Consider the following 20,666-nt stretch of genomic DNA (forward strand, 5'->3'; position numbering starts at 1 on the left):
TTGGACAGCTTTGGGAAAGTTTTTTCAGCAGGTTAATTTTTCCCGCGGTCGCTGCTAAACGATTCCCGGAACATTTTCCAGCCGGCCGGGGTTTTCTTCCACAACACCTGGAATTTGCCATTGTCAAAAAGCTGGTTATTGGCGCCATATGTTTCCCAAAAACCTACTTCGGTAACATATTCAGCGGCATCGCCAAATACGTCTATAGTAATAAACTTACCATTTCTAAGGCCAAACTTATTATAGGCGATGTTGAAGATCTGGTGCGGCGCCTCTATACCGCAAAGTGTAGGCATGTTGGGGATCATGATCCAGCAGTCTTTTGTATAGCGGTCAATCAGCAGGGCTGAGTCGTTTTTGGCGAAAGCCTGGAAATATAATTCATTGCTGGCTTCAATTTGCTTTTTGGCTTCCTGCAGGTTCTTGTTGGCGGTTTGCTGCGCCATGCTTTTTAAAAACAAAAATGACATCAGTAAGCATTGGCCTGATGTCATTATTAATTTCTTCTTCATTAGCTAAAAACTTTAATGGTTTAAAAACTAATGACGATCGACTTTGAGGGATTGGACAGGTTTGCAGAAATATTTTTAAGCCACTTGTTTGGTATTCCTGTCAGCCCAATACGCCAGCAGCACAAATAACCATTGAAATTGCGCGCTCCAGGCCAGAGCGGTTTCGCTGGCTGGCGCTGGTCCCCAGGTGCTGGACAATTGTACCAGTACAAACAGTGCGATCAGCACGCCAAAAACTACTTTGCCCAGCGTATTTTTGAATTGAACAGTGCGGAGATAGAGCACCATGCCGGTTACAAAGATTATGATCTCTATAATAATTTCAACCATGGGTGAACCCCACAAACCTAACCCCACATGGGTAGAATTGTTAGTTGGCAACAGTGGCAGATCGCCAAAGTGAACAAAGAAATCGAGCGCCCAATGGCTGAATACCGCTGCGCCCAATATAAACGCATTCCTGGCATTCTTTTTAACCAGAAGGTATATACCCCCAAATAATACCGACCAGCCCAATGCGCCTATAAGACTGTGTGTATAGGGATAACTTTTAAACTCCAAAATGCGGTTGCCACTGAGTTCGGGATGGATAATAACATTCTCTATATGCAACAGTAAGAAGGTTGGCCAGATCAGGTCCAACAATTGAACTGCAATAAACAAAGTTCCGAGAGAGATAGCGGGTGCGGTCTTTTTAAGCCCCATGCCTACGCCGAAATGTCCTATAAACATGTATCATATGATTTAGGATTCAAATATCATCGAAAAGAAAATTGCATCGCTTGACTTTTGTCAAGAACTTATTCTTTTCCGGATCCGGCTCAGCGTTTCGGGCGACATCCCCATCATGGAGGCCAGGTATTGCAACGGCACTTCATTAAAAAGTGCAGGATTGTAATTGAACAGCCATTTGTAGCGGTCTTCTGCGCTCATTGACAACAGGGAGAACACGCGCTGTTCCATAAATACAAAACAACGGGCAATGAAGAGTTTTTCGAGCTGGTGCCATTTGGGAACAGCCTTCTCCATAGCATTATATTCCGTACGGTTGAGGGTATAACATTCGCAATCGGTGAGGGCCTGGATATACCATTTTGAAACGTCGTGAAACAGCATGCCTGCCAGATCGGTGATAAAACCGCCCTTGCCTGCGATCCACTGGGTAATTTCCTGGCCACTGTCATCGATCAGGTATACCCGCATTAAGCCCGACTGCAAAAAGCTGAGTGAATTACAAACTTTGCCAGGCTTTAAATAATATGAGCCTTTTTGAATGGTTTCGGGTTGAAAAAAGGAGGCGACCAGTTGAAGGTCTGTTCCCGTAATATTCCAGAACGATGAGATATAGGTTTCCAGTTCATTCATAGGGTCAAATATAAGAATAGTTAATAAGTGAGTAGTGAGTAGTCAGTAGTGAGTGACCTCGCTATCATTCTGACCTTCCAACAATCGGGAACCCACTCACTACTGACTACTCACTACTGACTATCTAATCCACAACACCACTTTGTTTGCCTCTGGTTTGGGAAGGGAAACGAACATCCTGATAATAGTCGGGAGTTTTGTTTTCGAAAACCAGCCTTCAGCCTTAGGCGTTCAGCGTTGAGCGTTTGGCCTACATTTTGTCTTTTACTACGCTGTTAATAAACTCTTCGATGTTGGTGTAACCATCGCCATCGCGGTCTTTTACTGCGTCAGAAGCGTCTTTGGGATTCAGTTTGTGGGCTGTTTCCCAGGCATCGGGCATACCATCGTTATCACTGTCTTTATAAGGCGTTCCTTTGTATTCAGGATAACCACCTACCTGGCTGGGATCGGTAATGATGCCTTTTTTGTAAGAATCAACCGGTAAACGCTGGTGAACATATTTTTCACCGGGGTGCGTTAGAATACCACCTTCTGTATAATAGATCTTGTTTTCCTTAACCTGTTTAACAATACGGGCATCAACCGGATCACGTTTTGGCAAAGTAGCCCCTACATGCTCGAGCACATAGTTGTAAGCTTCCTGAGCCGGCATGATATGGATCTTTGGCATGGGGAATGGCTGGTCTACACGGATCTTTGATGTGAACTCGCCGCAATCGGGTAATTCACGCACCTGTACGCCACCGGCCCAGTTGTCTTTGGTAACGGCTTCGTTGCCTTCTACAATGTTACCGTGTACATACGCTTTACCAAAATCATCGGGGTGTGCTTTATCACGGCTGGCTTCCGGTTTCAGAATGCGGTGACCGATCGGTTGATCCAATGGGGTAATGGGACCGGGTTTGTAATAGTTGTTGATGAAATTGAACAACGATTTATCATCCCCACCATCGGCGCTGCGGTTCCACCAGTTATATACTACGTTGTTGGCGAAGTTAAAGTCACCATCCATCCCAACTGACGGGCTGCGGCTGATGTTGCTCGACCACAGGTTACGTACAAACGCGCTGTTGTGTCCGCCAATGGTGCTTCCGAAGGCATGGTTATAAGTATCCAGTGCTTCGGAGAAAATACAGTTAGACATGGTAATGTTCACTGTAGGTAATTTCTCTGGTTTTGAACCGTCGCCTTTTGTATATACGTGACGGTACATGCTCATGTTCTCATCCAGGCCCCAGCTGGCGGATACGTGGTCGAAGATGATGTTACCAACACCATTGCCACCCAACGCATCGTCGCGACGGGTAACTTCGGTAGCCCCGCGACGGAAACGCATAAAGCGTACAACTACGTCGTGGGTATCTATCCATACAGATTCACCGGCAATGCAAACGCCATCGCCGGGAGCAGTTTGTCCGGCAATAGTAACATACGGTGCACGAATGCTTACCGGACTGGTTAAATGTATAATACCTGATACGTTGAATACGATAATACGGGCGCCTCCCTGTTCGCAGGCATCGCGGAATGAACCGGGACCACTGTCGTTGAGGTTGGTAACCACAATTACTTTACCGCCTCTGCCACCGAATGTAAACGCGCCGCCACCTTCTGCGCCGGGGAAGGCCGGGATTTTCGCCTGTGGCAGATCGGATGGTTTGGAAGCCCAGGGTACATACGGTTTTCCTTTTTTGGCATCTGCTTCTACAATGGGTAATGCTTTTGCCCAAGCTTCATCAGACTTTTTCTTTACTTCTGCCATTACCTGATCGGCTGAATCTTCCACTGATTTTGGGATCGTGGGATATTGTGCACGTGTAACCGTGCTGAATCCTATACAAGCCAGTGCCAGAACAGAAACCCGAAGGCCATTTTTCATATTAGTGAGATTTTTTGTAAACGTTTACAGAATTATTCAAAAAAAGAGATTGCTTATGGAGTGCCTGGTTTAAATCCACACGATCTGCGAACCATCAGATCGGTATTGATGATAATATTGGCAGCCGGCCGCGAGGGGTCTTCGATACGCTGGTACAGCAGCTCGATGGCTCGTTTACCGATCTCAAAACCGTGTTGCCTGACTGCAGTGAGCGCCGGGTTAAGGGAGGCTGCCCAATACATATCGTCGAAACCTACGATGGCTATCTGATCGGGAATGCTCACGCCCCGTTCATGGATCTTTTCCAGCGAACCCAGCGTAAGCAGGTTGTTGGCGGTAAAGATGGCACCGGGCGGTTCGGGCAGATCGAGCAGTTGTGCCGTAATATCGATCCCACTCTGGAAATCGGAGGCGCGACCGCGGATAAGTGTTTCATCTACAGGTAAATCGTATTTACGCAAGGCGGCTATATAACCCGCAATACGCTCGTGCGTGGTGGGGATGGACAGGTTACCGGTGATATGCGCAATGCGTTTGTGACCCAGTTTTATCAGGTGCTCTACCGCATTGAATGCCCCGCGCTCGTTGTCAGATTTCACTACATCGGTACTGCAGTTGGCCAGTCCGCGGTCAATGCAAACCACCGCATGCGTTTGCTCAATCAGGTCCTCGACGTATTTGTCGTGCCCGTGGTGCGGCGCTATGATAAACCCGTCTACCGACTCGGATTTCAAAATGTTGATATACATTTTCTCCTTCTCGGGGTCCTGGGAAAAGTTCCCGATCAGTACGGCTGAGCCATTGGCATAGGCCGACTCTTCAATGCCCCGGATCACATCGATATAATAGGGGTTGCGAATGTCTGGAATTACCAGGCCAATAAGTCTGCCCGATTTGTAGGAGGAACGTAAACGCTGGGCAACGCGGTTGGGATGATAGCCAGCTGTTTTAATGGCTTTTTCCACCGCCAGTTTGGTTTCCGGTTTTACAACAGGGTCCCCGTTCAGTACTCTCGAAACAGTAGCAATGGATACCCCGGCCATCTTGGCGACCGATTTTAAACTCGCAGGTTGTTTTTGGGAAGTATTCAAAAGCAATCGTTTTTTTGTAAACGTTTTCAGGATTCTAATTTAAATAACAAATTCAGAATATCTAAAAGCCGTTTCTTAAAAGTTTGAATTTTAATCAGCGATTAATGAAAACTACTTACTAATAAATGTCGAATTTACACCTGAAGAGGTTGCACGGGGGGAATAAATTATGGAGAATGCCCGGTTTTATCAGGCTAATTTAAATAGCAGGAAACGGTAAACTGTGCTTTGGGCCTCCCCTGCACTAATTCTTTGGAATTTATCCGTAACAGGATCTTATTGGTGCTCTTTATTTTACCAACATCAACCTGGGTTGACTTTTTTGTTTGTTTATCGATGATTATAACCTCATTCTGGTCTGTATTGGAAGTTGTTTTTAACCAGGTATAGCCATTCCATTCGCCAAAAACGCTGGACGGCATATATACTTCATCTAAAAAGGGCAAGGTGTCATTTTTGAAGAGTACCATTTCATTTTGGAGATCAATTTTAAAGGACTCCAGGAATTCAAGGCTTTTATCAGAAGTTGAGAACGTAATCACATTGGCATTGCGATTAACCTGCACTGACCCGGTTGCGCGAACTGCCGGAGGTTTCCTTTCGATATTAAGCAACTCTACGCGATAACTGTCTTTGGAAAGAAGGGAGTCAATAAATTTAAACTGGCTGCTGTTAGCCTGTTGGCTAAAAGTAGATTGACTGGCAGCAAGGAAGATAATCGTTGAAATAATCAGGTTTTTTAAACGCATTGGCACTATAATTCAGGAAACGAAATACCGGTTTTGTTATTTTATTTACAGCTACTGTAAAATCAGTTAGCTTACATTTCTTAAATGTATGGAATTCAATCAAGATAACAAAGTGGTGCAACTTTGCGCCAAAGGAATGGAGCAGGAAGGAAACGGCCAGCCAGCCGAAGCTGCCCGGTTGTTCAATGAAGCCTGGTCTGTTGCGAAAACAGATTTTGAGAAGTTTACCGCCGCGCATTACGTGGCCCGGCATCAGAAAACTGTTTTCAATAAATTATTGTGGGACTTAAAAGCTTTACAGCATGCCTTAAATATCCAGGATGAAGGTATTAAAGCTACCCTGCCTTCGCTGTATTTAAATGTCGGGAAATGCTATGAAGATCTTCACGATGTGGGAAATGCAAAATTAAATTACCAGGAGGCTTTATCCTATGCCGGTTTTCTGCCCAATGATGGCTATGGGAATATGATAAGGGCCGGGATTGAAAAAGGACTTGAAAGGGTGGCTTTATAAAATTATTTTGGAATGATTTTCCCCGTTGGCGTTCTTCTGAAGAGCTGAATTGTATTCTGTAAAATATCACCTACATATACGTTGTCATCGTTGTCAACAGCCAGGGCATGGTACCAGGTTGCAGGCCCCTCATATAATTGTTAACGGGAGGCTTTTATGATCTCGACCTGAGAACATTGCACCGGCTTAAATAATATCTGTATATTTTCCCCAGAAGCTATCTGCCCTGTCAAAAACAGTTGGCACAGTTTCCTGTATGGCGTCTTTAAAGGTTTTATCGTTCCCACTGCTACAGTGGATCACTTTTTTCATTTTTCCTTCTGCCACCTCCGACACTATTCCCACATGACCAATTTGCGCACCGGCTCCATACACAACTATGCAGCCTGCAACCGGGGTATTTAATTTTTCAAAGATGCCTGCATTACTATTGATATCTGCAACCATGGAATCGGTAAAGATCCAGCCGCCGAATTTCTTATAAAAAGGAATATCTGTTTTCCGGTTCAGGCCTAATGCCCAGCATACAAAACCACTGCAATCGCATTGGTTATGCTGATCGGGCAATTTTGCCGATGGATTGGTGCCGCCCATCCCCAATTTATACCTGATTCCTTTATTGATAGCCGATTTAGCTTTTTTAATGATAGCGTCTTTAGTTACGCCCGTAAGAAATGCAGCATCGGCAGGGATATCCTCCAGGTTAGGGACTTTTATAAGGTCTCCGGTATAAAGTGATCCGTTTACATGTGGGTTAAATGCCTTAAGCACGTTTTCCGGAAGGGAGAATTTTTTGGCTAATTTGCTCAGCGTGTCTGTGGATCTTGTCTTGTAATACATAACGGTTAGTTTTTGTAAAGAAATCCAGGTAAAAATAACTTTAATTTTTGCCTCCTGGCTACAGGTGTTTTTCCCGTATTTTTGGCGCCAGGAACGTATTTTTCGTAGCTATAGAAAACAACTATGATCCTCGCAATTGATGTTCATTATAAAGAAACAACCGCCAAAGCGGTTGGCGCCTTTATTCAACATTGGGAAGATGCTGTTGCACAGCAATATGTAATCAGGTATATTAATGAAGTGGCAGCATATGTGCCCGGCGCTTTTTATAAGCGCGAGCTGCCATGCATTATGGAGATCTGTGCAGCGGTAGACTTAAGCAGCCTAAGTTTTATAATAATTGATGGTTTTGTGGTGCTGGACGATTCGGGTAAACCCGGACTGGGTGCGTATTTATATGAAAGTATTCAGCAACAGGTACCGGTGATAGGTGTGGCCAAAACCAATTTTCATCAGAATACACAACAGGTAATTCCAGTGTTGCGTGGCGCCAGTGCCAATCCATTATATGTAACCGCAGTTGGTACTGATCTGCAACAGGCGGCTGAACATATCAAAACCATGCATGGTGAGTTCAGATTGCCCACGGTGTTAAAAGAAATGGATAGGATAACGAAAGAGCCCTGATATTTCCAGGCCCCTTAATTATAAATACGCTCCTTTATTTTTTTGATTGGGCTGCAGCAGGTCCCACTGGTTGCCATAGAGGTCTTCAAAAACCGCTACCGTTCCATACTCTTCCTCTTTTGGCGGCCTTACAAAATGAATTTGCTGAGCGACCATGTTATTGTAATCACGCCAGAAATCGTCGGTAAATAAAAACAGGAATACCCGTCCGCCGGTTTGGTTGCCGATGCTGGCCGCCTGTTGTTCATTGACTGCTTTTGCTAATAACAAACTGCATTCTGCAGCGCCTGGGGGCGCCACCAGCACCCATCTTTTATCTTCACCCATTTTAGTGTCTTCGAGCAACCTGAACCCCAGTCTTCCGGTATAAAACTGAATGGCTTCATCGTAATCTTTTACCACTAATGCAATGTGTGCTATCCGTTGATTCATTGGTTGAAATTTATTGATAATTAATTACACCTTGATCCAGGACAAGATTATTGCTAAAATTATGACTTACCTGCTAAATTTCTTGTACTTGCTGTAATTGTTCACTAGCTTGCTGCCGCTTACTGTTCCAACCACATGTATACATACAGGGATACCCTTTTCAACGTCAACCTTTGTTGACCAAACCCTATTCCCCTAAACTTTTTTATGAAAAGGATATTCGCATTTATCCCTGTTTTGTTATTGGTGTATTCTGTTTCTTTTGGTCAAACAATTCAGCTTATCCGTTTTGATAACAGTTTGCCTTATGCGGCAGGCTCCGGGGTGTCGGTTCATTTCAAACCTAATTTATTCCGGATCGGGAATGTTTTCACCTTGCAGTTGTCCAATGCCAGTGGCAGTTTTGCAGCCCCGGTAACTATTGGTACGGTAACAGATTATTTTGCCCCGGTGATTAATGGGGTCATTCCGGCTGGTACGCCTGCGGGTAGTAACTATCAGCTTAGGATAATAGCCAGTAATCCTGGCTATACTTCTGCGCCTACCAGTGCGTTTACTATTACCGGGAGTACCAATATAACTCAGCCGGCTTTTAATATTGTTAGTCCCTCCAATATTCAGATCAAATGTTTAACCCAGGGAAATATGTTCGGGTATTTGAATATTGCCAATGGTGGTACTTCTGGGACTATAAGTTTTAATTTTTCTAATAGTAGTCCTGGAGATGTTTATACAATTAACCTGGTTAACAGTGCCGGAACCATTTTGTATTCTTTGCCAATTAATGGAACTACAGTAACTATACCCAGTCTTACTATAGGATATTATGTACTTGAATTGGAAAAAACCAATGGCGTCGTAGCTACTGTATTTTCTTATACTGTTTTAGTTGAAAGGGATGGTACGGGATTGCTCAATTTGTCTTCTGAAAGTGTTTGTACCGGTTCTCCTGTGCAATTCAAAATCGAAAACATCAACGACAATTATCCTGGGTCTCAATACCTGGTTAATTTTGGGGATGGTAGCGGTACAGAAACTTATACCCACGATTCTTTAATAGTCAATCCCTATCTATCGCATACATTTGTTAATCCTACCTGTCGTAGTTCTTCCGCTACAACCGATCCCAATACCGGCAAAAAGGCTTTTGGTGTAGACCTGCAATTATTGAATAAAGGACTTGGAAATACCTGCATTAATTACACCACAAATTCTGAGAAAAAATCGTTTGTAAATGCCAGTACGCCTCCAGTGGCTAACTTTACTGCGGGGCCATACATTTGTAAAACAGCTGGTATTAAAGCAACAAACACCTCTTTACCGGGTTCGTATGGAAGTGGAGCTACCTGTAAAACTGATTTTTTAAGTACCTGGCAGTATAAAGCGCCTTCCGGTTCATTTTATAATTATGCCGATCCATCGTGGGTTGATGCTTCAGGAAATTTAACTATACCATCCAGCGCTGTTACAGAAGCCGGTTGCTGGATGTTGAAATTAGAAGTACAGAACCCCGAAGGCTGTCAAACAGTTTCCACGAAAGAGCAGCAGGTAAGTGTGGAATCACCAGCTACTCCCAACTTCAGTGTGAACCCGCCCGGCATTTGTGTGGGACAAAGCGTTCAACTAACCGATCTTTCCAATGCGCAGGGTTCCTGTCAAAACCCCGCTTATTCCTGGAGTGTAACGCCCAATAGTGGCTTTACGCCAAATCCAGTAACCGGAGCAAATCCGCAGATCACGTTTAATACCGGTGGCATCTATAACGTTGTTCAAAGCATTACAAATAGTTGTGGTATTAAATTGTCAGCACCACAAGCAATTACGGTGGGCGGAGCGCCTACGGTTAACTTTTCTTCTTCGCCACAGAATGTATGTAAACCGGGAGCGTTGAATGAGGTGATAGACTTTTCGCAAAGTCCGTATAAACCCATCTACAGCACTACCCCATTTGCGCCGCTTTCCTATTCCTGGACGGTCAGCGGCGATCCGGCAGATTATGATTTTATAACCTCCAATACAGTTGATTATCCGAAAATAAGGTTCAAAACTTTCCGCTGTTATGATATAACTGTTACGGTGAACGGCACTTGTACACCGGCGAATAACAAAACCCTTCAACTGTGTTTTAAACAGTCGCCACAGATCACCAATAGTACGCTGTCGCAGGTAATTTGTTCGGGTGGCGCCACAAACGCCATCACTATCAATTCCGATATAGTGGGCGCTACGTACAGCTGGCAGGCAATATATAGCGGGGTAAACCCGGCATCGCCACCTGCAGGGACAGGCCCACTTATTCCGGCTCAAACCTATTCGGTAACCGGCAGTACTGCTGGTACTATTAACTATACCTTTCAGGCAGCTTTCAATGGTTGTACGGGGGCTGCTAAACAATATCTTGTTACGGTAACACCGGCAGTCTCTGCTAATATTGAATATGAAACGCCATTGTGTAATACCGTTGTTTCCAAACAAGTGAAATTGACCGGAACGGCAGGCGGGACCTTCTCTGCTCCGGCGGGGCTGGTGATCGATGCCAACTCAGGGACCATTTCACCTGCTGCCAGCACACCCGGTACGTACATAGTTACCTATACTATCAGTCCTTCTCCACCTTGCGCCGGGGTTACAGCTACTGCAACGGTGGTGATTAACCAGGGCAATAGCGCAACAGCCAGTATCAGTTACCCGGCCGATTTGTGTAATGTGGCCAATACGACTGCAACGCCAAATCCGCCGGTACCTGTTGTGCAAACGGGAACAAGCGGCGGGGTGTATTCGATTGCGCCTGCAACCGGACTGGTCATCGATGCGGGTACAGGTACTATAGAACCAGCAGGGGCAATACCCGGTACTTATACTGTTACCTATACTTTAGCTAATACGCCCGGTTGTGCTGATTTTACAAAAACCGCTACCGTAACCATTCATGGCGCTGCCACCGCGGCTATCAGCTATGCCGGTCCGCTTTGCACCTCTATGACTACCGTGCCGGTTAACAGAACCGGAACAGCGGGTGGAACTTATAGCGCCGGTACGGGTCTGGTAATAGATGCAAACACGGGTACCATTAATGCGGCAGCGAGTATACCCGGGAATTATACGGTAACATACACGGTTGCTTCAGCTGGCCCCTGCCCTGGTGTAACTGTAACAACGGCTGTGGTGGTAAATGCGGCGCCGGTTGCGGCTATCAGTTATCCGGCTGTTTTATGTAATGTCACAAACACTTCTACAACGCCTAATAATCCTGTGCCGGTCACTTTCTCGGGCAGTACGGGCGGTGCTTATTCCATCTCTCCGGTGAAAGGATTGCCCCTGGATGCCGTTACGGGCACGTTGGACCCTTCAGGCGCTGTACCCGGTAATTATACCATTACGTACACCATTGCCGCTGGTGGTGGTTGTAGTCAATATACAACAACTGCTACCGTGTCTGTAAGCGGCACACCTGTAGCGGGCATTCAGTATGCCAGTCCGGTCTGTAATACAAGCACCGCTTCGGCAGTTACTATAACCGGCACCAGGGGCGGCACGTTCACTGCCACGCCTGCCGGCCTTGTTATTGACGCCGCTACCGGTGTAATCAATGCCCAACAAAGTACACCCGGTTCCTACCAGGTAACGTATACGATTGCACCTTCCCCACCTTGTCCGGGTACAACTGCAGTAACCACGGTGGCAATTACCCAGGCGGCAGTGGCAGCTATCAGCTATCCCCCTACATTTTGTAATGTGGTGAATACGGCGAATACGCCAAATCCGCCGGTGCAGGTTACGTTTTCCGGCAGTACAGGCGGTACCTTTTCTGTTTCACCCAGCAATGGTTTGCCCCTGAATACCGGCACGGGTACACTCGATCCTTCGGGCGCCACACCGGGTAACTACACGGTTATATACACCCTGCCTGCGGGCGGCGGTTGTCCGGTTTATACTACTTCGGCTGCTGTGGTGGTTAATAGCACACCGCAGGCCACCATCAGTTATCCGGGTTCGCCTTATTGTAATGGGCTTACCCAATTGCAACCGGTATCAAGAACCGGTAGTACCGGCGGGGTATATTCTTCCACCACTGGTTTATCTATTGACCCTTCCACAGGCGCAATTAATCCCGCTGCAAGCAGTGCGGGTACCTATACGGTTACCTATACTATTACGCCGCCTGCGCCCTGTTATTCATTCAGTACTACTGCTACGGTAGAGATCACAGCAGCGCCGGTGGTGCAGTTCAATAACCCGGTACAGGCCATCTGTTCAGGTGATAAGGCTACCTATAAGGCCACCTCCACTTTATCGAACACCAATTTAAACTGGTTGGTGGTGGGCGCATTGCCAGCCGGGGTGGCAGGCGTTTCGTCAGGGACTGTTACATCACCTTTAACAGATATTGTATTGAGCTTTACCAATATGGGCGCTACTGCTCAAACTATTTCTGTAAATGTAATTCCGGTTAACCCGGCTCAAAATCCCTGCCCTGGCGCACCGGTTGTTTTGAAGTTGACCGTTAACCCCATTCCTCCCACTCCACAGATCAGCGATACCATACAACTTTGCCAGGGAAGCCCGGCCTCTGCTTTAATTGCGATTGCTGCTGCAGGTAATCATTTGATCTGGTACAATAATAATCAACAGCCGTTGCCGGCAGCGCCAATTCCGTTAACCACCACACCAGCACAGTTTGTTTATTACGTAAGCCAGGCGAACGGGTTTAATTGCGAAGGCCCTAAGAAGAAAGTCGTAGTGGTGGTCAATGCAACACCTGCTATTAGTTTTGATGCGGTTAAAGATCCTACAGACTGCGGCCTGCCCAGTGGCGCTATTGTTGTTACCGTAAAAGACCTGTATGGCAATACACCGTTACCCAATTTACCGCTGGAGGTTTTTTATAATAAAGATTTTTCTACCAATGTATCCGGACCGTTTACTGTAACTACTGACGCATCGGGGCAGTTAGCCATTCCATTGGCTGCAGCTGCTTATGCCAATATTCAGGTGCGGTCAACCGGATGTTCGTCAAATATAGTTGCCGGACCATATACCCTTAAAGACCCTACGCCCCCCAGTCAGCCAACTGCTGGTTACAATGCCAACCTGTGTAGTAACGATACGCTGCGATTAACAGCACTATCGGTGCCAGGTGTGTTGGGCAATGGATCGCCCAATGGATCGGTGCCCGTAGTGTATGTATGGGCCGGTCCTGCATTTGGTAATGGTAATTATACTACTTCTTCCAGCACCATCAACCTGGCGCCGCCGCTCGATCAAAAAGCCGGGTTCTACATTGTTTATGCCAAACAGGGCAATTGCCGTTCTGTTAATACCAGCTTTTCTGTAACAGTAAAACAAGCGCCTTCCAAACCGGCCATAGTTACCCGTAGCCCGCTTTGTGTGGGGGATGTACTGAATATGCAGGCCAGCAGTTCTATTCCGGGGAATAACCCGCTGCTTGACTATACGTGGACAGGCCCGGGACTGAACGGCCCGGTACATACGCAAAACTTCAGCATCAATAATGTGGGGGTGAAAGATGGCGGGTTGTATTCCATTACAGTTACTTCTCCTGTAACGGGGTGCAGCGCCAAAACCGACACCATGATCGGTATTGGTAATTATCCCGACATCTCTTTAACGCCCGGTCCACTCACCTTGCCTACCGGTACGCAATTGCCTTTAACGCCCACTTTACTGAATGCCGGGATGGCGAACGTATTACCCATGAAATCCTACACCTGGACGCCTGCCGCCAATATACAATGTAATGACGCCATTTGCGAAAAGGCGGTAGCCACCGTAAGAAAGGATGTTTGTTACCAGGTAAAGGCTACCAATATTTATGGTTGCAGCGATACCGCGAGTTTATGTATTGTGGCATTTTGTGAAAGCGCCCAGTTGTTTATTCCCAATGCGTTTACACCTGATGGCGATGGCCTGAACGATGTATTTATGGTGCGTGGAACCGGCATTGCCAATGTGCGATCGTTTAGGATCTTCAACCGGTATGGTGAGATCGTATTTCAACGGTTCGATGTTCAGCCTAATTCACCAGCCAATGGCTGGGATGGTTCTGTAAGAGGGAAAAAAGGTACGCCGGCCGTATACGGATACATTGTAGAAGTGGAGTGTGAGAATGGCACCAGGTATACTAAAAATGGTAACGTAACACTGATAAGATAAAAATAATGGGGTATGAAAATATTTCTTAGTGTAGGGTGTATGGTTATAATGCTATGTGAAGGTGTTGGCCTGAGGGCGCAGGACGCGCATTTCAGCCAGTTTTACGCCATGCCCGTGCTGCGTAATCCTGCTTTAACGGGGCTGTTCCCGGAAGACATTCGCGGAACTGTTGCGTACCGCGATCAATGGAGCCCGATCAACGTGCCCTATAAAACAATGGCGTTGGGCGCCGAATTTAATGTGCCGGTACAGCCGGGTGAATACCATTGGATAAAGGAAAGTTTTGGGTTGCAGATCACCCATGATGTAGCAGGTGATTCAAAACTAAGCAAAACGCAACTGATGCCGGCCATGAATTTTCATTTTCCGCTTTCGCCCTACACCGATGTCAATTCGCAGTTATCAATCGGCATAAACGGTTCGATGGTGTTAAATAGTTTTAATACCAAAGACCTTCAGTTCGATGATCAGTTTGTAAATAGCCCGGTACTGGCGCCTTCGCGGCAGGCATTTACTACTACCCAACGCACTTACTTTAATGGGCTCGGGTTAGGCGTTGTATATAATTATGGCAACTACGAATTGGATGAGGCGCGCTATTATGTGGGCGCCAGTATTGTCAACTACCAGTTTGCCAAAAAGCAGCAATATTTTCAGAATACTTATATTGATTCGGCCCGCAATTACCGCATCGGTGTCAACGCCGGTGGAACGTATCCCACCGGCGAAGATTCCCGGCTAAATATATATGCAGATTATTTCAGGCAGGCCAGAAATAACCTGTTGCAATTTGGCGCCATGATGACATTTGACCTTCCCACCTGGGACCTGGCCCTTACCGGTGGTTTGGTTTGCCGCTGGGACGATGCGTTGGTGCCCATAGTAAACCTGGAATACAGAAACCTGTTTATTGGATTGAGCTATGATGCCAATATCAACAACAGACTGGTGATTGCCGGCCGGACAAAGAACGTATTTGAACTGATGTTATCGTATAAAGGCTTTTTAAACATCCTGGATCGTCAATATCGTTGTCCTGACCGGCCTGCTCAAACCCAGGTTTGGTAATCATTCTCAATGCGCCCTTGTAATCACAAAATGATACTTTCCCGATCCTGTTTTTACCACTATATACTGGTCATCGGAGCCGGCCACTTTTATATCTTTCTGAGCCGACAGGACCATGCCGCTTTCTGTAATGGTGCCTTCTGATGACGCCGGTAAATAAATATCTGCGGTGGTATTGGCCGGGATCTCTATATCCAGCGTAAGGTCGTTGCCATTTACTGTCCAGCCGCTGCTGGCCGTTCCATAATACGTTTGCAGGGTGGCGGTAGCGTTGGTTAATCCGCCACCGGGGTGTGGATGGATCTTTATATGCTTATAACCAGGTCCATCTTCGTAGGTATCCAGGCCGGCAATAATGCGGTACATCCAGTCGCCAATGGCGCCATAGGCGTAATGGTTAAAGGAATTCATGCCCGGAGTTTGAAAGGTGCTGTCGGGTTTTTGCCCGTCCCAGCGTTCCCAGATGGTGGTAGCGCCCATTTTAACGGGATATAACCACGAGGGGTACGATTCCTGTAACAGCAAGCTATAGGCTATATCGGTATAACCAAAGCGGCTCAATACATGGCAGAGGTATGGTGTTCCCAGAAAGCCGGTTGTTAAATGGTTTCTATAATCCTTGATGTTCTCTACCAGTCGTGCTGCGGCCTGTGCCCGCAAAGCTTCGGGTAACATATCAAAGTTTAAGGCCAGCACGTAAGCTGTTTGGGTGCCTGAAACCAGGCGGCCATTGGGGGTGAGGTACTCATTTACAAAGGCCGCTTTTATTTTTTGTAACAGTTCCCCGTAAGTGGTTACGTCTTCGGTTCTGCCCAATTGTTTGGCGGCATTGATCAGCAGCTGGGTGGAGTGTGCATAGAAACATTGGGCGATCAGGTATTTGTCGGTAACAGCGGCTTTGCCGTCATTGTCGTCAAAAGGCCGGTAAAAAAGCCAGTCGCCAAAATGGAAACCGGTTTGCCACAGGTTGTTCTTGCTTTGCGCCTGCATATAACCTACCCAGGCCTTCATACTGCTGTATTGGTCTTCGAGGATGCGTTTATCGCCATAAGCCAGGTACATGTTCCAGGGCAGAATGGTACATACATCTGCCCAGCCGGTTGAACCGCCTGCATTTGGGCCCAGTACATTGGGAATTACATGGGGCACCGAACCATCGGCTTTTTGATCAGCGGCCACGTCGTGCAGCCATTTGGCAAAGAAATTATTGACGCCGAAATTAAACGAGGCCGTGCGGGAAAATGCCTGCGCATCGCCCGTCCAGCCAAGGCGTTCGTCACGTTGGGGGCAGTCAGTAGGCACATCGAGGAAGTTGCCGCGTTGTCCCCATTGAATATTATGTTGTAATTGATTGAGCAAGGGTTGCGAACAGGTAAAGCTGCCCGTGGGTTGCATATCAGAGTACAGGGCAACTGCGGTGAAGTTGTCGGGGTTGATTTCACCGGGATAACCTTCCACCTGAATATACCGGAAGCCGAACCAGCTGAAATGCGGCTCCAGCGTTCTTTCTTCTTTACCATCCAGAATATAGGTAGCCGTTGCTTTGGCTGCACGCAGGTTTTCGGTATAAAAATTACCATTTTTATCCAGCACTTCGGCATGCTTTATCACTATGGAATCGCCGCTGTTGCCTTTTGCTTTTACCATTACCCAGCCAACGAGGTTCTGGCCAAAATCGAGTACGGTTTTTCCATTGGGTGTGGTAAGCACTTTTACCGGTTTGAAGGTTTCGTGTTTTCTTACCGGTTCATTATACGTGGGGATCAATACCTCTTTGGAGTAATCGCCGGTTTGTACGGCACTCCAGCCTGCCTCGTTGCAGGCGGCATTTGCCCAACCGGCTTTTTCTTCGCGGGTATCTACGGTTTCGCCATGGTATATTTCGTCATAACGGATAGCACCGGTAGAAGATTTCCAGGCGCCATCGGTTATTAAATTCTGGGTTGAACCGTCGGTGAATGTGATGGCTATTTGTACCAGCAGGGCGGCATCGCTGCCCCAGGAATTTTTATTGCCATTCCAGGCCAGGGAACCGCGGTACCAGCCATTGCCAACCGAAACGCCTATAGCGTTGGCGCCGGCAACCAGTAACGGCGTTACATCATACACCTGGTACTGCAGGCGTTTGTTGTAGCTCGTCCAGCCTGGAGTAAGGTAGGCATCCCCTACCCGCTGTCCGTTGATCTGGGCTTCGTACAGGCCATGTGCGGTTATGTAAGCGGTGGCCGTACGGATCTTTTTGGGCAGGGAGAATGTTTTGCGATACAGGATGGCCGGGCGGGTATCGGCATCTTCGGTAAAGCCCGGTGTTATCCACTGGGCTTTCCAGTCGGCCGCTGTTGCCAGTGCTGTTTGAAAACTGGCCGGTGCGCTCCAGGGCGTTACATGGCCGGCAGTATCCCAAACCCGTACCTGCCAGCTGTATTTAGTGGCTGGCTGCAGTGGATTACCTGCGTATGGCACCTGTACCGATTGGGCAGAATTGATCTTTCCGCTGTTCCACACGGCCGTTTTGCCGGTGGTAACTTTTATTTCCCAGGCTGATTGTTGTACGTTACGCCGGGAGCCCGAAAGCTGCCAGCTAAAGCGTGGTGTTGTTACGTTTATCCCCAGTGGATTTACCAGGTTTTCTGTGAGCAGGTGTTGCAGCTGCAGCGTAACCTGGCCGCTTGCACCCAAGGTACCTAACAGGATGCAGCTGCCAGCAATGAGCAGTTGTTTTTTCATTAACAAGCCTTTTTTAGTTTTAAGCTGAACAAGTTAAGGAAAACCAACGATGTGCCATCCTGCCTAATCCTGACAGCCCCCTCCCGGCCTCCCCCGGTAGGGGGAGGAGTTTTGCAACCTCGCTATTATTCTTAACCTGTTAACCTGTCAACTTGTTAACTCCGTCAACGCCATCAACTTTGCTTTTATTCAAAAAAAAGCCCCGACGATTCTGTCGGGGCCCCTGTTTGTCCCTGTTTTGAATATCCCGATTACAATTCTACTAATTGGCCTTCTACTGCGGCGTCTTCCTTTGTATAGGTAACGCCGTCTATTTTCACATGTTCTTTATTCAATAAGGTAATGTTGCCGCCTTTGTTGCTTAACTGGGCGCCCTGTCCGGTTAATTTGATCCGCACGGTATCGCCGGCTGGCACCACCTGGTTGCCGATGGTGTCGGCTTTTTTCAGTTTGTCAACTATTTGCCAGCCGGATAAATTAACGTCCTGGCTGGTTTTATTAAGCAGGATCACATATTCCTTACCTACCTCATCCCCATTGGGATTTACCATAGCGGCTATGATGCGGATGTTTGCTTTTGATTGATCTGGCGGTGTTGGCTCGCTGACGGGATTGCCATGCACATCGTCTGTATGAAATGATTGCGATTGAAAAGCGGTAAATACGGCCGCCCAGCGGTTGCGGCTGGCAAAATGAAACAGTAAGCCCCCATCCTGCCAAATGCCATTGTCGCCAAAGAAACTACCGGCCGGGTTACCCTGGTTCATATGAATATCGTGAATACCGGTACTGGGGTTTATTTCGGCGAAGTACTTGTCTTTTCCGCTATTGTCCTGCCAGTGTTGGCCAAAAGCGTATACAACAGCCGAGTCGTCGCGGATGGCCTGTTGTACAAAAAAATCGAGCCGGTCGTTTAAGTCGTCATTGTCGCCGGGGCCACGGGAAGGCAGCGGGATCATTTCGGTATGGTCGAACAGGTTGCGCCGGATGAAATCGAGCGCCAGACCGCCTGGTTTTGACTCGAGCGCAGTAAAACCAACGGCCAGGTTAGCCTGTTGAATGGCATCAGTGATCTCATGATGAAAATCATCGCTGGCATAATATAATACCTGGCTGGGCGCTTCGCTCGATTTGGTATTAATGGCAATGCGGTGGGGATTGTTACCGTGGTTGATGAGTATCTGATAGTGCTCACTTTGTGCTGTGGCGCGCAGGCTGGCTGATGCTTTGCCCTTCAGTACGCCATAGTGTGCTATAGGCATAAATAATGGGTTTAATTGTTACGCTGAATGTTGAACGCTGAACGCTTAATGCAAAATACAACCTCGCATTTCGAGTGTTCGCCTTTTTACATAAAGCTTGAACACTCGGGTGCTGGCGTTAGGCTTTACGCGTTTGGCGTTAAGCTTTATTTATATAAATTTACCAATGAACCCCATTATAAAAACAGGTATTTATACCTTTTTTAGCTTATTAACCTACTGGTAATATTGATTGAAATCAGCCTATTCGTTTTAGTGAGTTATCAGATCTCCAACCCATTGGTGTCGGTAGTGAGCACTTCACTCATATAATCGAAGAACGGGCGCATGTTTTTATAAGTTGCGCTGGCTACTGCCAGGAACTGATCGCTCAATACCTCCTTATCGGAAAAACGCCTGATGAGCAGGTACTGTTTAAAGCGTAACAGGTCAATGGCCTCGTGAGCGGCATCGAAACCCTTGGGGGCGGTTTTTACCTGTTCGCCGGTGAGGGCGCCAAAGGTGGTAGTAAAGCTTTTGCTTTTGAGGATCTTTCGCAAGGGGGCGGCATCAAAAGCTATTTCATCGCGAATGCGTTTCAGGTCTGGTGAATTGGGCGCCCAGAAACCACCGGCCAGGTAACTGTTGCCCGGTTCCAGGTGAAAATAATATCCACCGCGGCGAAATTTGGTAGCACGTTTGAAATTACCGCTCCAGTTTGTTTTATAGGGTGTTTTATCACTTGAAAAACGAATGTCGCGGTAAATGCGGTGCAGGCTTTTTTTGCCCGATGGAGTTTCTATTTCATCGTGTTTGTTCAGTTCCCGCAACAGGGCTTCGGCAAACAGCTCCAGCTGCTCCTGTTCCTGTTGGTACCTTTCTTTATGGGTATTGAACCAATCCCGGTGATTGTTCTTTTTTAATGCCTGTAAAAAATCAAAGCCTGATTTACGAACTACTGGTTGCGCTGTTGTTTGTTTTGCCATATTACTCTTTTGTCATCACTTTTTTGCGGTGTTTGGTGCCCCATTTATACAACTCCGAGATCAGGTCGTCCAACGACTCGCCATATTCAGTCAATGAATATTCCACTACTACCGGAACGGAGTCGTACACGGTGCGCTTTATCAGTTTGTTCATTTCCAGGTCACGTAATTCTTTTGACAACATACGGTCTGTTATTTTAGGAATGTCTTTGGCTATTTCGCTGAACCTTTTGTTGCCAAACTGTAATGATATTATGATCGGTAATTTCCATTTACCGCTTAATACGCTGATGGCGTCTGATACCGGTAAGATCAGTCCCAGACATTTATGGTATTCCTTTCCTTCTTTTTTTGTTGACATGTTGTTGCTTTTTTATTGTCCTGCTATATTCTGGTATAGTGCTATCCATGCGTATAGTGCTATATCTCCGGATAGTACTATACACCCGTATAGTACT

Annotated in this window: 16 protein-coding genes; 4 read left to right on the forward strand and 12 right to left on the reverse strand. The window is 46.8% G+C overall.

Annotated features, from left to right (window positions below):
• Positions 1-32: 32 nt before the first annotated feature.
• From NIAKO_RS12395 to NIAKO_RS12420, 6 genes are all read right to left on the reverse strand, one after another.
• Positions 33-512, reverse strand: coding sequence for a YybH family protein (locus NIAKO_RS12395; protein WP_014218769.1), 480 nt, complete (start codon positions 510-512; stop codon positions 33-35).
• Between the two features lie 75 nt (positions 513-587).
• Positions 588-1,244 carry a metal-dependent hydrolase gene (locus tag NIAKO_RS12400; protein WP_014218770.1) on the reverse strand — a complete coding sequence of 219 codons (657 nt, stop codon included), beginning with the start codon at positions 1,242-1,244 and terminating at the stop codon, positions 588-590.
• A gap of 60 nt (positions 1,245-1,304) precedes the next feature.
• Positions 1,305-1,877 (reverse strand): Crp/Fnr family transcriptional regulator, encoded by a 573-nt coding sequence (locus NIAKO_RS12405; protein WP_014218771.1) that lies wholly within the window; start codon positions 1,875-1,877, stop codon positions 1,305-1,307.
• A 250-nt stretch (positions 1,878-2,127) separates the two neighbouring features.
• Entirely contained in the window at positions 2,128-3,759 is a 1,632-nt protein-coding gene (locus NIAKO_RS12410; protein ID WP_014218772.1) for a pectate lyase family protein, read from the reverse strand.
• A 53-nt stretch (positions 3,760-3,812) separates the two neighbouring features.
• The gene (locus tag NIAKO_RS12415; RefSeq protein WP_014218773.1) at positions 3,813-4,850 is read right to left on the reverse strand and encodes a LacI family DNA-binding transcriptional regulator; all 1,038 of its coding nucleotides are present in this window, start codon (positions 4,848-4,850) and stop codon (positions 3,813-3,815) included.
• Between the two features lie 194 nt (positions 4,851-5,044).
• Positions 5,045-5,599: a hypothetical protein gene (locus tag NIAKO_RS12420; protein WP_014218774.1), complete on the reverse strand. Its 555-nt coding sequence runs from the start codon at positions 5,597-5,599 to the stop codon at positions 5,045-5,047.
• Positions 5,600-5,687: 88 nt separating this feature from the next.
• Between NIAKO_RS12420 and NIAKO_RS12425 the strand changes: the two genes are divergently transcribed.
• Complete coding sequence (locus NIAKO_RS12425; RefSeq protein ID WP_014218775.1) at positions 5,688-6,113, forward strand: hypothetical protein; 426 nt, start codon at positions 5,688-5,690, stop codon at positions 6,111-6,113.
• 186 nt (positions 6,114-6,299) lie between these two features.
• On the opposite strand, the gene NIAKO_RS12430 is transcribed toward NIAKO_RS12425, so the two are convergent.
• Positions 6,300-6,953 (reverse strand): C40 family peptidase, encoded by a 654-nt coding sequence (locus NIAKO_RS12430; RefSeq protein ID WP_014218776.1) that lies wholly within the window; start codon positions 6,951-6,953, stop codon positions 6,300-6,302.
• Positions 6,954-7,076: 123 nt separating this feature from the next.
• Here NIAKO_RS12430 and NIAKO_RS12435 point away from each other — a divergent pair, with 123 nt between their 5' ends.
• A complete protein-coding gene (locus NIAKO_RS12435; RefSeq protein ID WP_014218777.1) occupies positions 7,077-7,580 on the forward strand; it encodes an endonuclease V in 504 nt (167 codons plus the stop codon).
• Positions 7,581-7,598: 18 nt separating this feature from the next.
• On the opposite strand, the gene NIAKO_RS12440 is transcribed toward NIAKO_RS12435, so the two are convergent.
• Positions 7,599-8,012: a VOC family protein gene (locus NIAKO_RS12440; protein ID WP_014218778.1), complete on the reverse strand. Its 414-nt coding sequence runs from the start codon at positions 8,010-8,012 to the stop codon at positions 7,599-7,601.
• A 207-nt stretch (positions 8,013-8,219) separates the two neighbouring features.
• On the opposite strand from NIAKO_RS12440, the gene NIAKO_RS12445 reads away from it, so the two are divergent.
• Together NIAKO_RS12445 and NIAKO_RS12450 are read left to right on the forward strand one after the other, a co-directional pair.
• A complete protein-coding gene (locus NIAKO_RS12445; protein ID WP_014218779.1) occupies positions 8,220-14,186 on the forward strand; it encodes a T9SS type B sorting domain-containing protein in 5,967 nt (1,988 codons plus the stop codon).
• Between the two features lie 12 nt (positions 14,187-14,198).
• Complete coding sequence (locus NIAKO_RS12450) at positions 14,199-15,254, forward strand: PorP/SprF family type IX secretion system membrane protein (RefSeq protein WP_014218780.1); 1,056 nt, start codon at positions 14,199-14,201, stop codon at positions 15,252-15,254.
• Positions 15,255-15,260: 6 nt separating this feature from the next.
• Here the strand turns inward: NIAKO_RS12450 and NIAKO_RS12455 are convergent, their stop codons facing one another.
• The 4 genes from NIAKO_RS12455 to NIAKO_RS12475 form a co-directional block, all read right to left on the reverse strand.
• Positions 15,261-17,981, reverse strand: a complete 2,721-nt coding sequence (locus NIAKO_RS12455; RefSeq protein WP_014218781.1) for an alpha-L-rhamnosidase — start codon at positions 17,979-17,981, stop codon at positions 15,261-15,263.
• 251 nt (positions 17,982-18,232) lie between these two features.
• On the reverse strand, positions 18,233-19,243 hold the full coding sequence (locus NIAKO_RS12460; RefSeq protein WP_014218782.1) for a DUF2278 family protein: 1,011 nt from the start codon (positions 19,241-19,243) through the stop codon (positions 18,233-18,235).
• A 263-nt stretch (positions 19,244-19,506) separates the two neighbouring features.
• A complete protein-coding gene (locus NIAKO_RS12470) occupies positions 19,507-20,208 on the reverse strand; it encodes a DUF2461 domain-containing protein (RefSeq protein WP_014218783.1) in 702 nt (233 codons plus the stop codon).
• Position 20,209: 1 nt separating this feature from the next.
• Positions 20,210-20,569, reverse strand: coding sequence for a winged helix-turn-helix transcriptional regulator (locus NIAKO_RS12475; RefSeq protein WP_014218784.1), 360 nt, complete (start codon positions 20,567-20,569; stop codon positions 20,210-20,212).
• Between the last annotated feature and the right edge of the window lie 97 nt (positions 20,570-20,666).

Source organism: Niastella koreensis GR20-10 (assembly GCF_000246855.1).
GTDB classification, from domain to species: Bacteria; Bacteroidota; Bacteroidia; order Chitinophagales; family Chitinophagaceae; genus Niastella; species Niastella koreensis.

Excerpts from the sequence above, each read along its gene's own strand:
- NIAKO_RS12400 (WP_014218770.1), bottom strand. The coding sequence starts at position 1,244 with ATGTTTATAGGACATTTCGGCGTAGGCATGGGGCTTAAAAAGACCGCA.
- NIAKO_RS12440 (WP_014218778.1), bottom strand. The coding sequence starts at position 8,012 with ATGAATCAACGGATAGCACACATTGCATTAGTGGTAAAAGATTACGAT.
- NIAKO_RS12425 (WP_014218775.1), top strand. The coding sequence starts at position 5,688 with ATGGAATTCAATCAAGATAACAAAGTGGTGCAACTTTGCGCCAAAGGA.
- NIAKO_RS12460 (WP_014218782.1), bottom strand. The coding sequence starts at position 19,243 with ATGCCTATAGCACACTATGGCGTACTGAAGGGCAAAGCATCAGCCAGC.
- NIAKO_RS12455 (WP_014218781.1), bottom strand. The coding sequence starts at position 17,981 with ATGAAAAAACAACTGCTCATTGCTGGCAGCTGCATCCTGTTAGGTACC.
- NIAKO_RS12450 (WP_014218780.1), top strand. The coding sequence starts at position 14,199 with ATGAAAATATTTCTTAGTGTAGGGTGTATGGTTATAATGCTATGTGAA.
- NIAKO_RS12475 (WP_014218784.1), bottom strand. The coding sequence starts at position 20,569 with ATGTCAACAAAAAAAGAAGGAAAGGAATACCATAAATGTCTGGGACTG.
- NIAKO_RS12405 (WP_014218771.1), bottom strand. The coding sequence starts at position 1,877 with ATGAATGAACTGGAAACCTATATCTCATCGTTCTGGAATATTACGGGA.
- NIAKO_RS12435 (WP_014218777.1), top strand. The coding sequence starts at position 7,077 with ATGATCCTCGCAATTGATGTTCATTATAAAGAAACAACCGCCAAAGCG.
- NIAKO_RS12470 (WP_014218783.1), bottom strand. The coding sequence starts at position 20,208 with ATGGCAAAACAAACAACAGCGCAACCAGTAGTTCGTAAATCAGGCTTT.
- NIAKO_RS12410 (WP_014218772.1), bottom strand. The coding sequence starts at position 3,759 with ATGAAAAATGGCCTTCGGGTTTCTGTTCTGGCACTGGCTTGTATAGGA.
- NIAKO_RS12445 (WP_014218779.1), top strand. The coding sequence starts at position 8,220 with ATGAAAAGGATATTCGCATTTATCCCTGTTTTGTTATTGGTGTATTCT.
- NIAKO_RS12420 (WP_014218774.1), bottom strand. The coding sequence starts at position 5,599 with ATGCGTTTAAAAAACCTGATTATTTCAACGATTATCTTCCTTGCTGCC.
- NIAKO_RS12395 (WP_014218769.1), bottom strand. The coding sequence starts at position 512 with ATGAAGAAGAAATTAATAATGACATCAGGCCAATGCTTACTGATGTCA.
- NIAKO_RS12430 (WP_014218776.1), bottom strand. The coding sequence starts at position 6,953 with ATGTATTACAAGACAAGATCCACAGACACGCTGAGCAAATTAGCCAAA.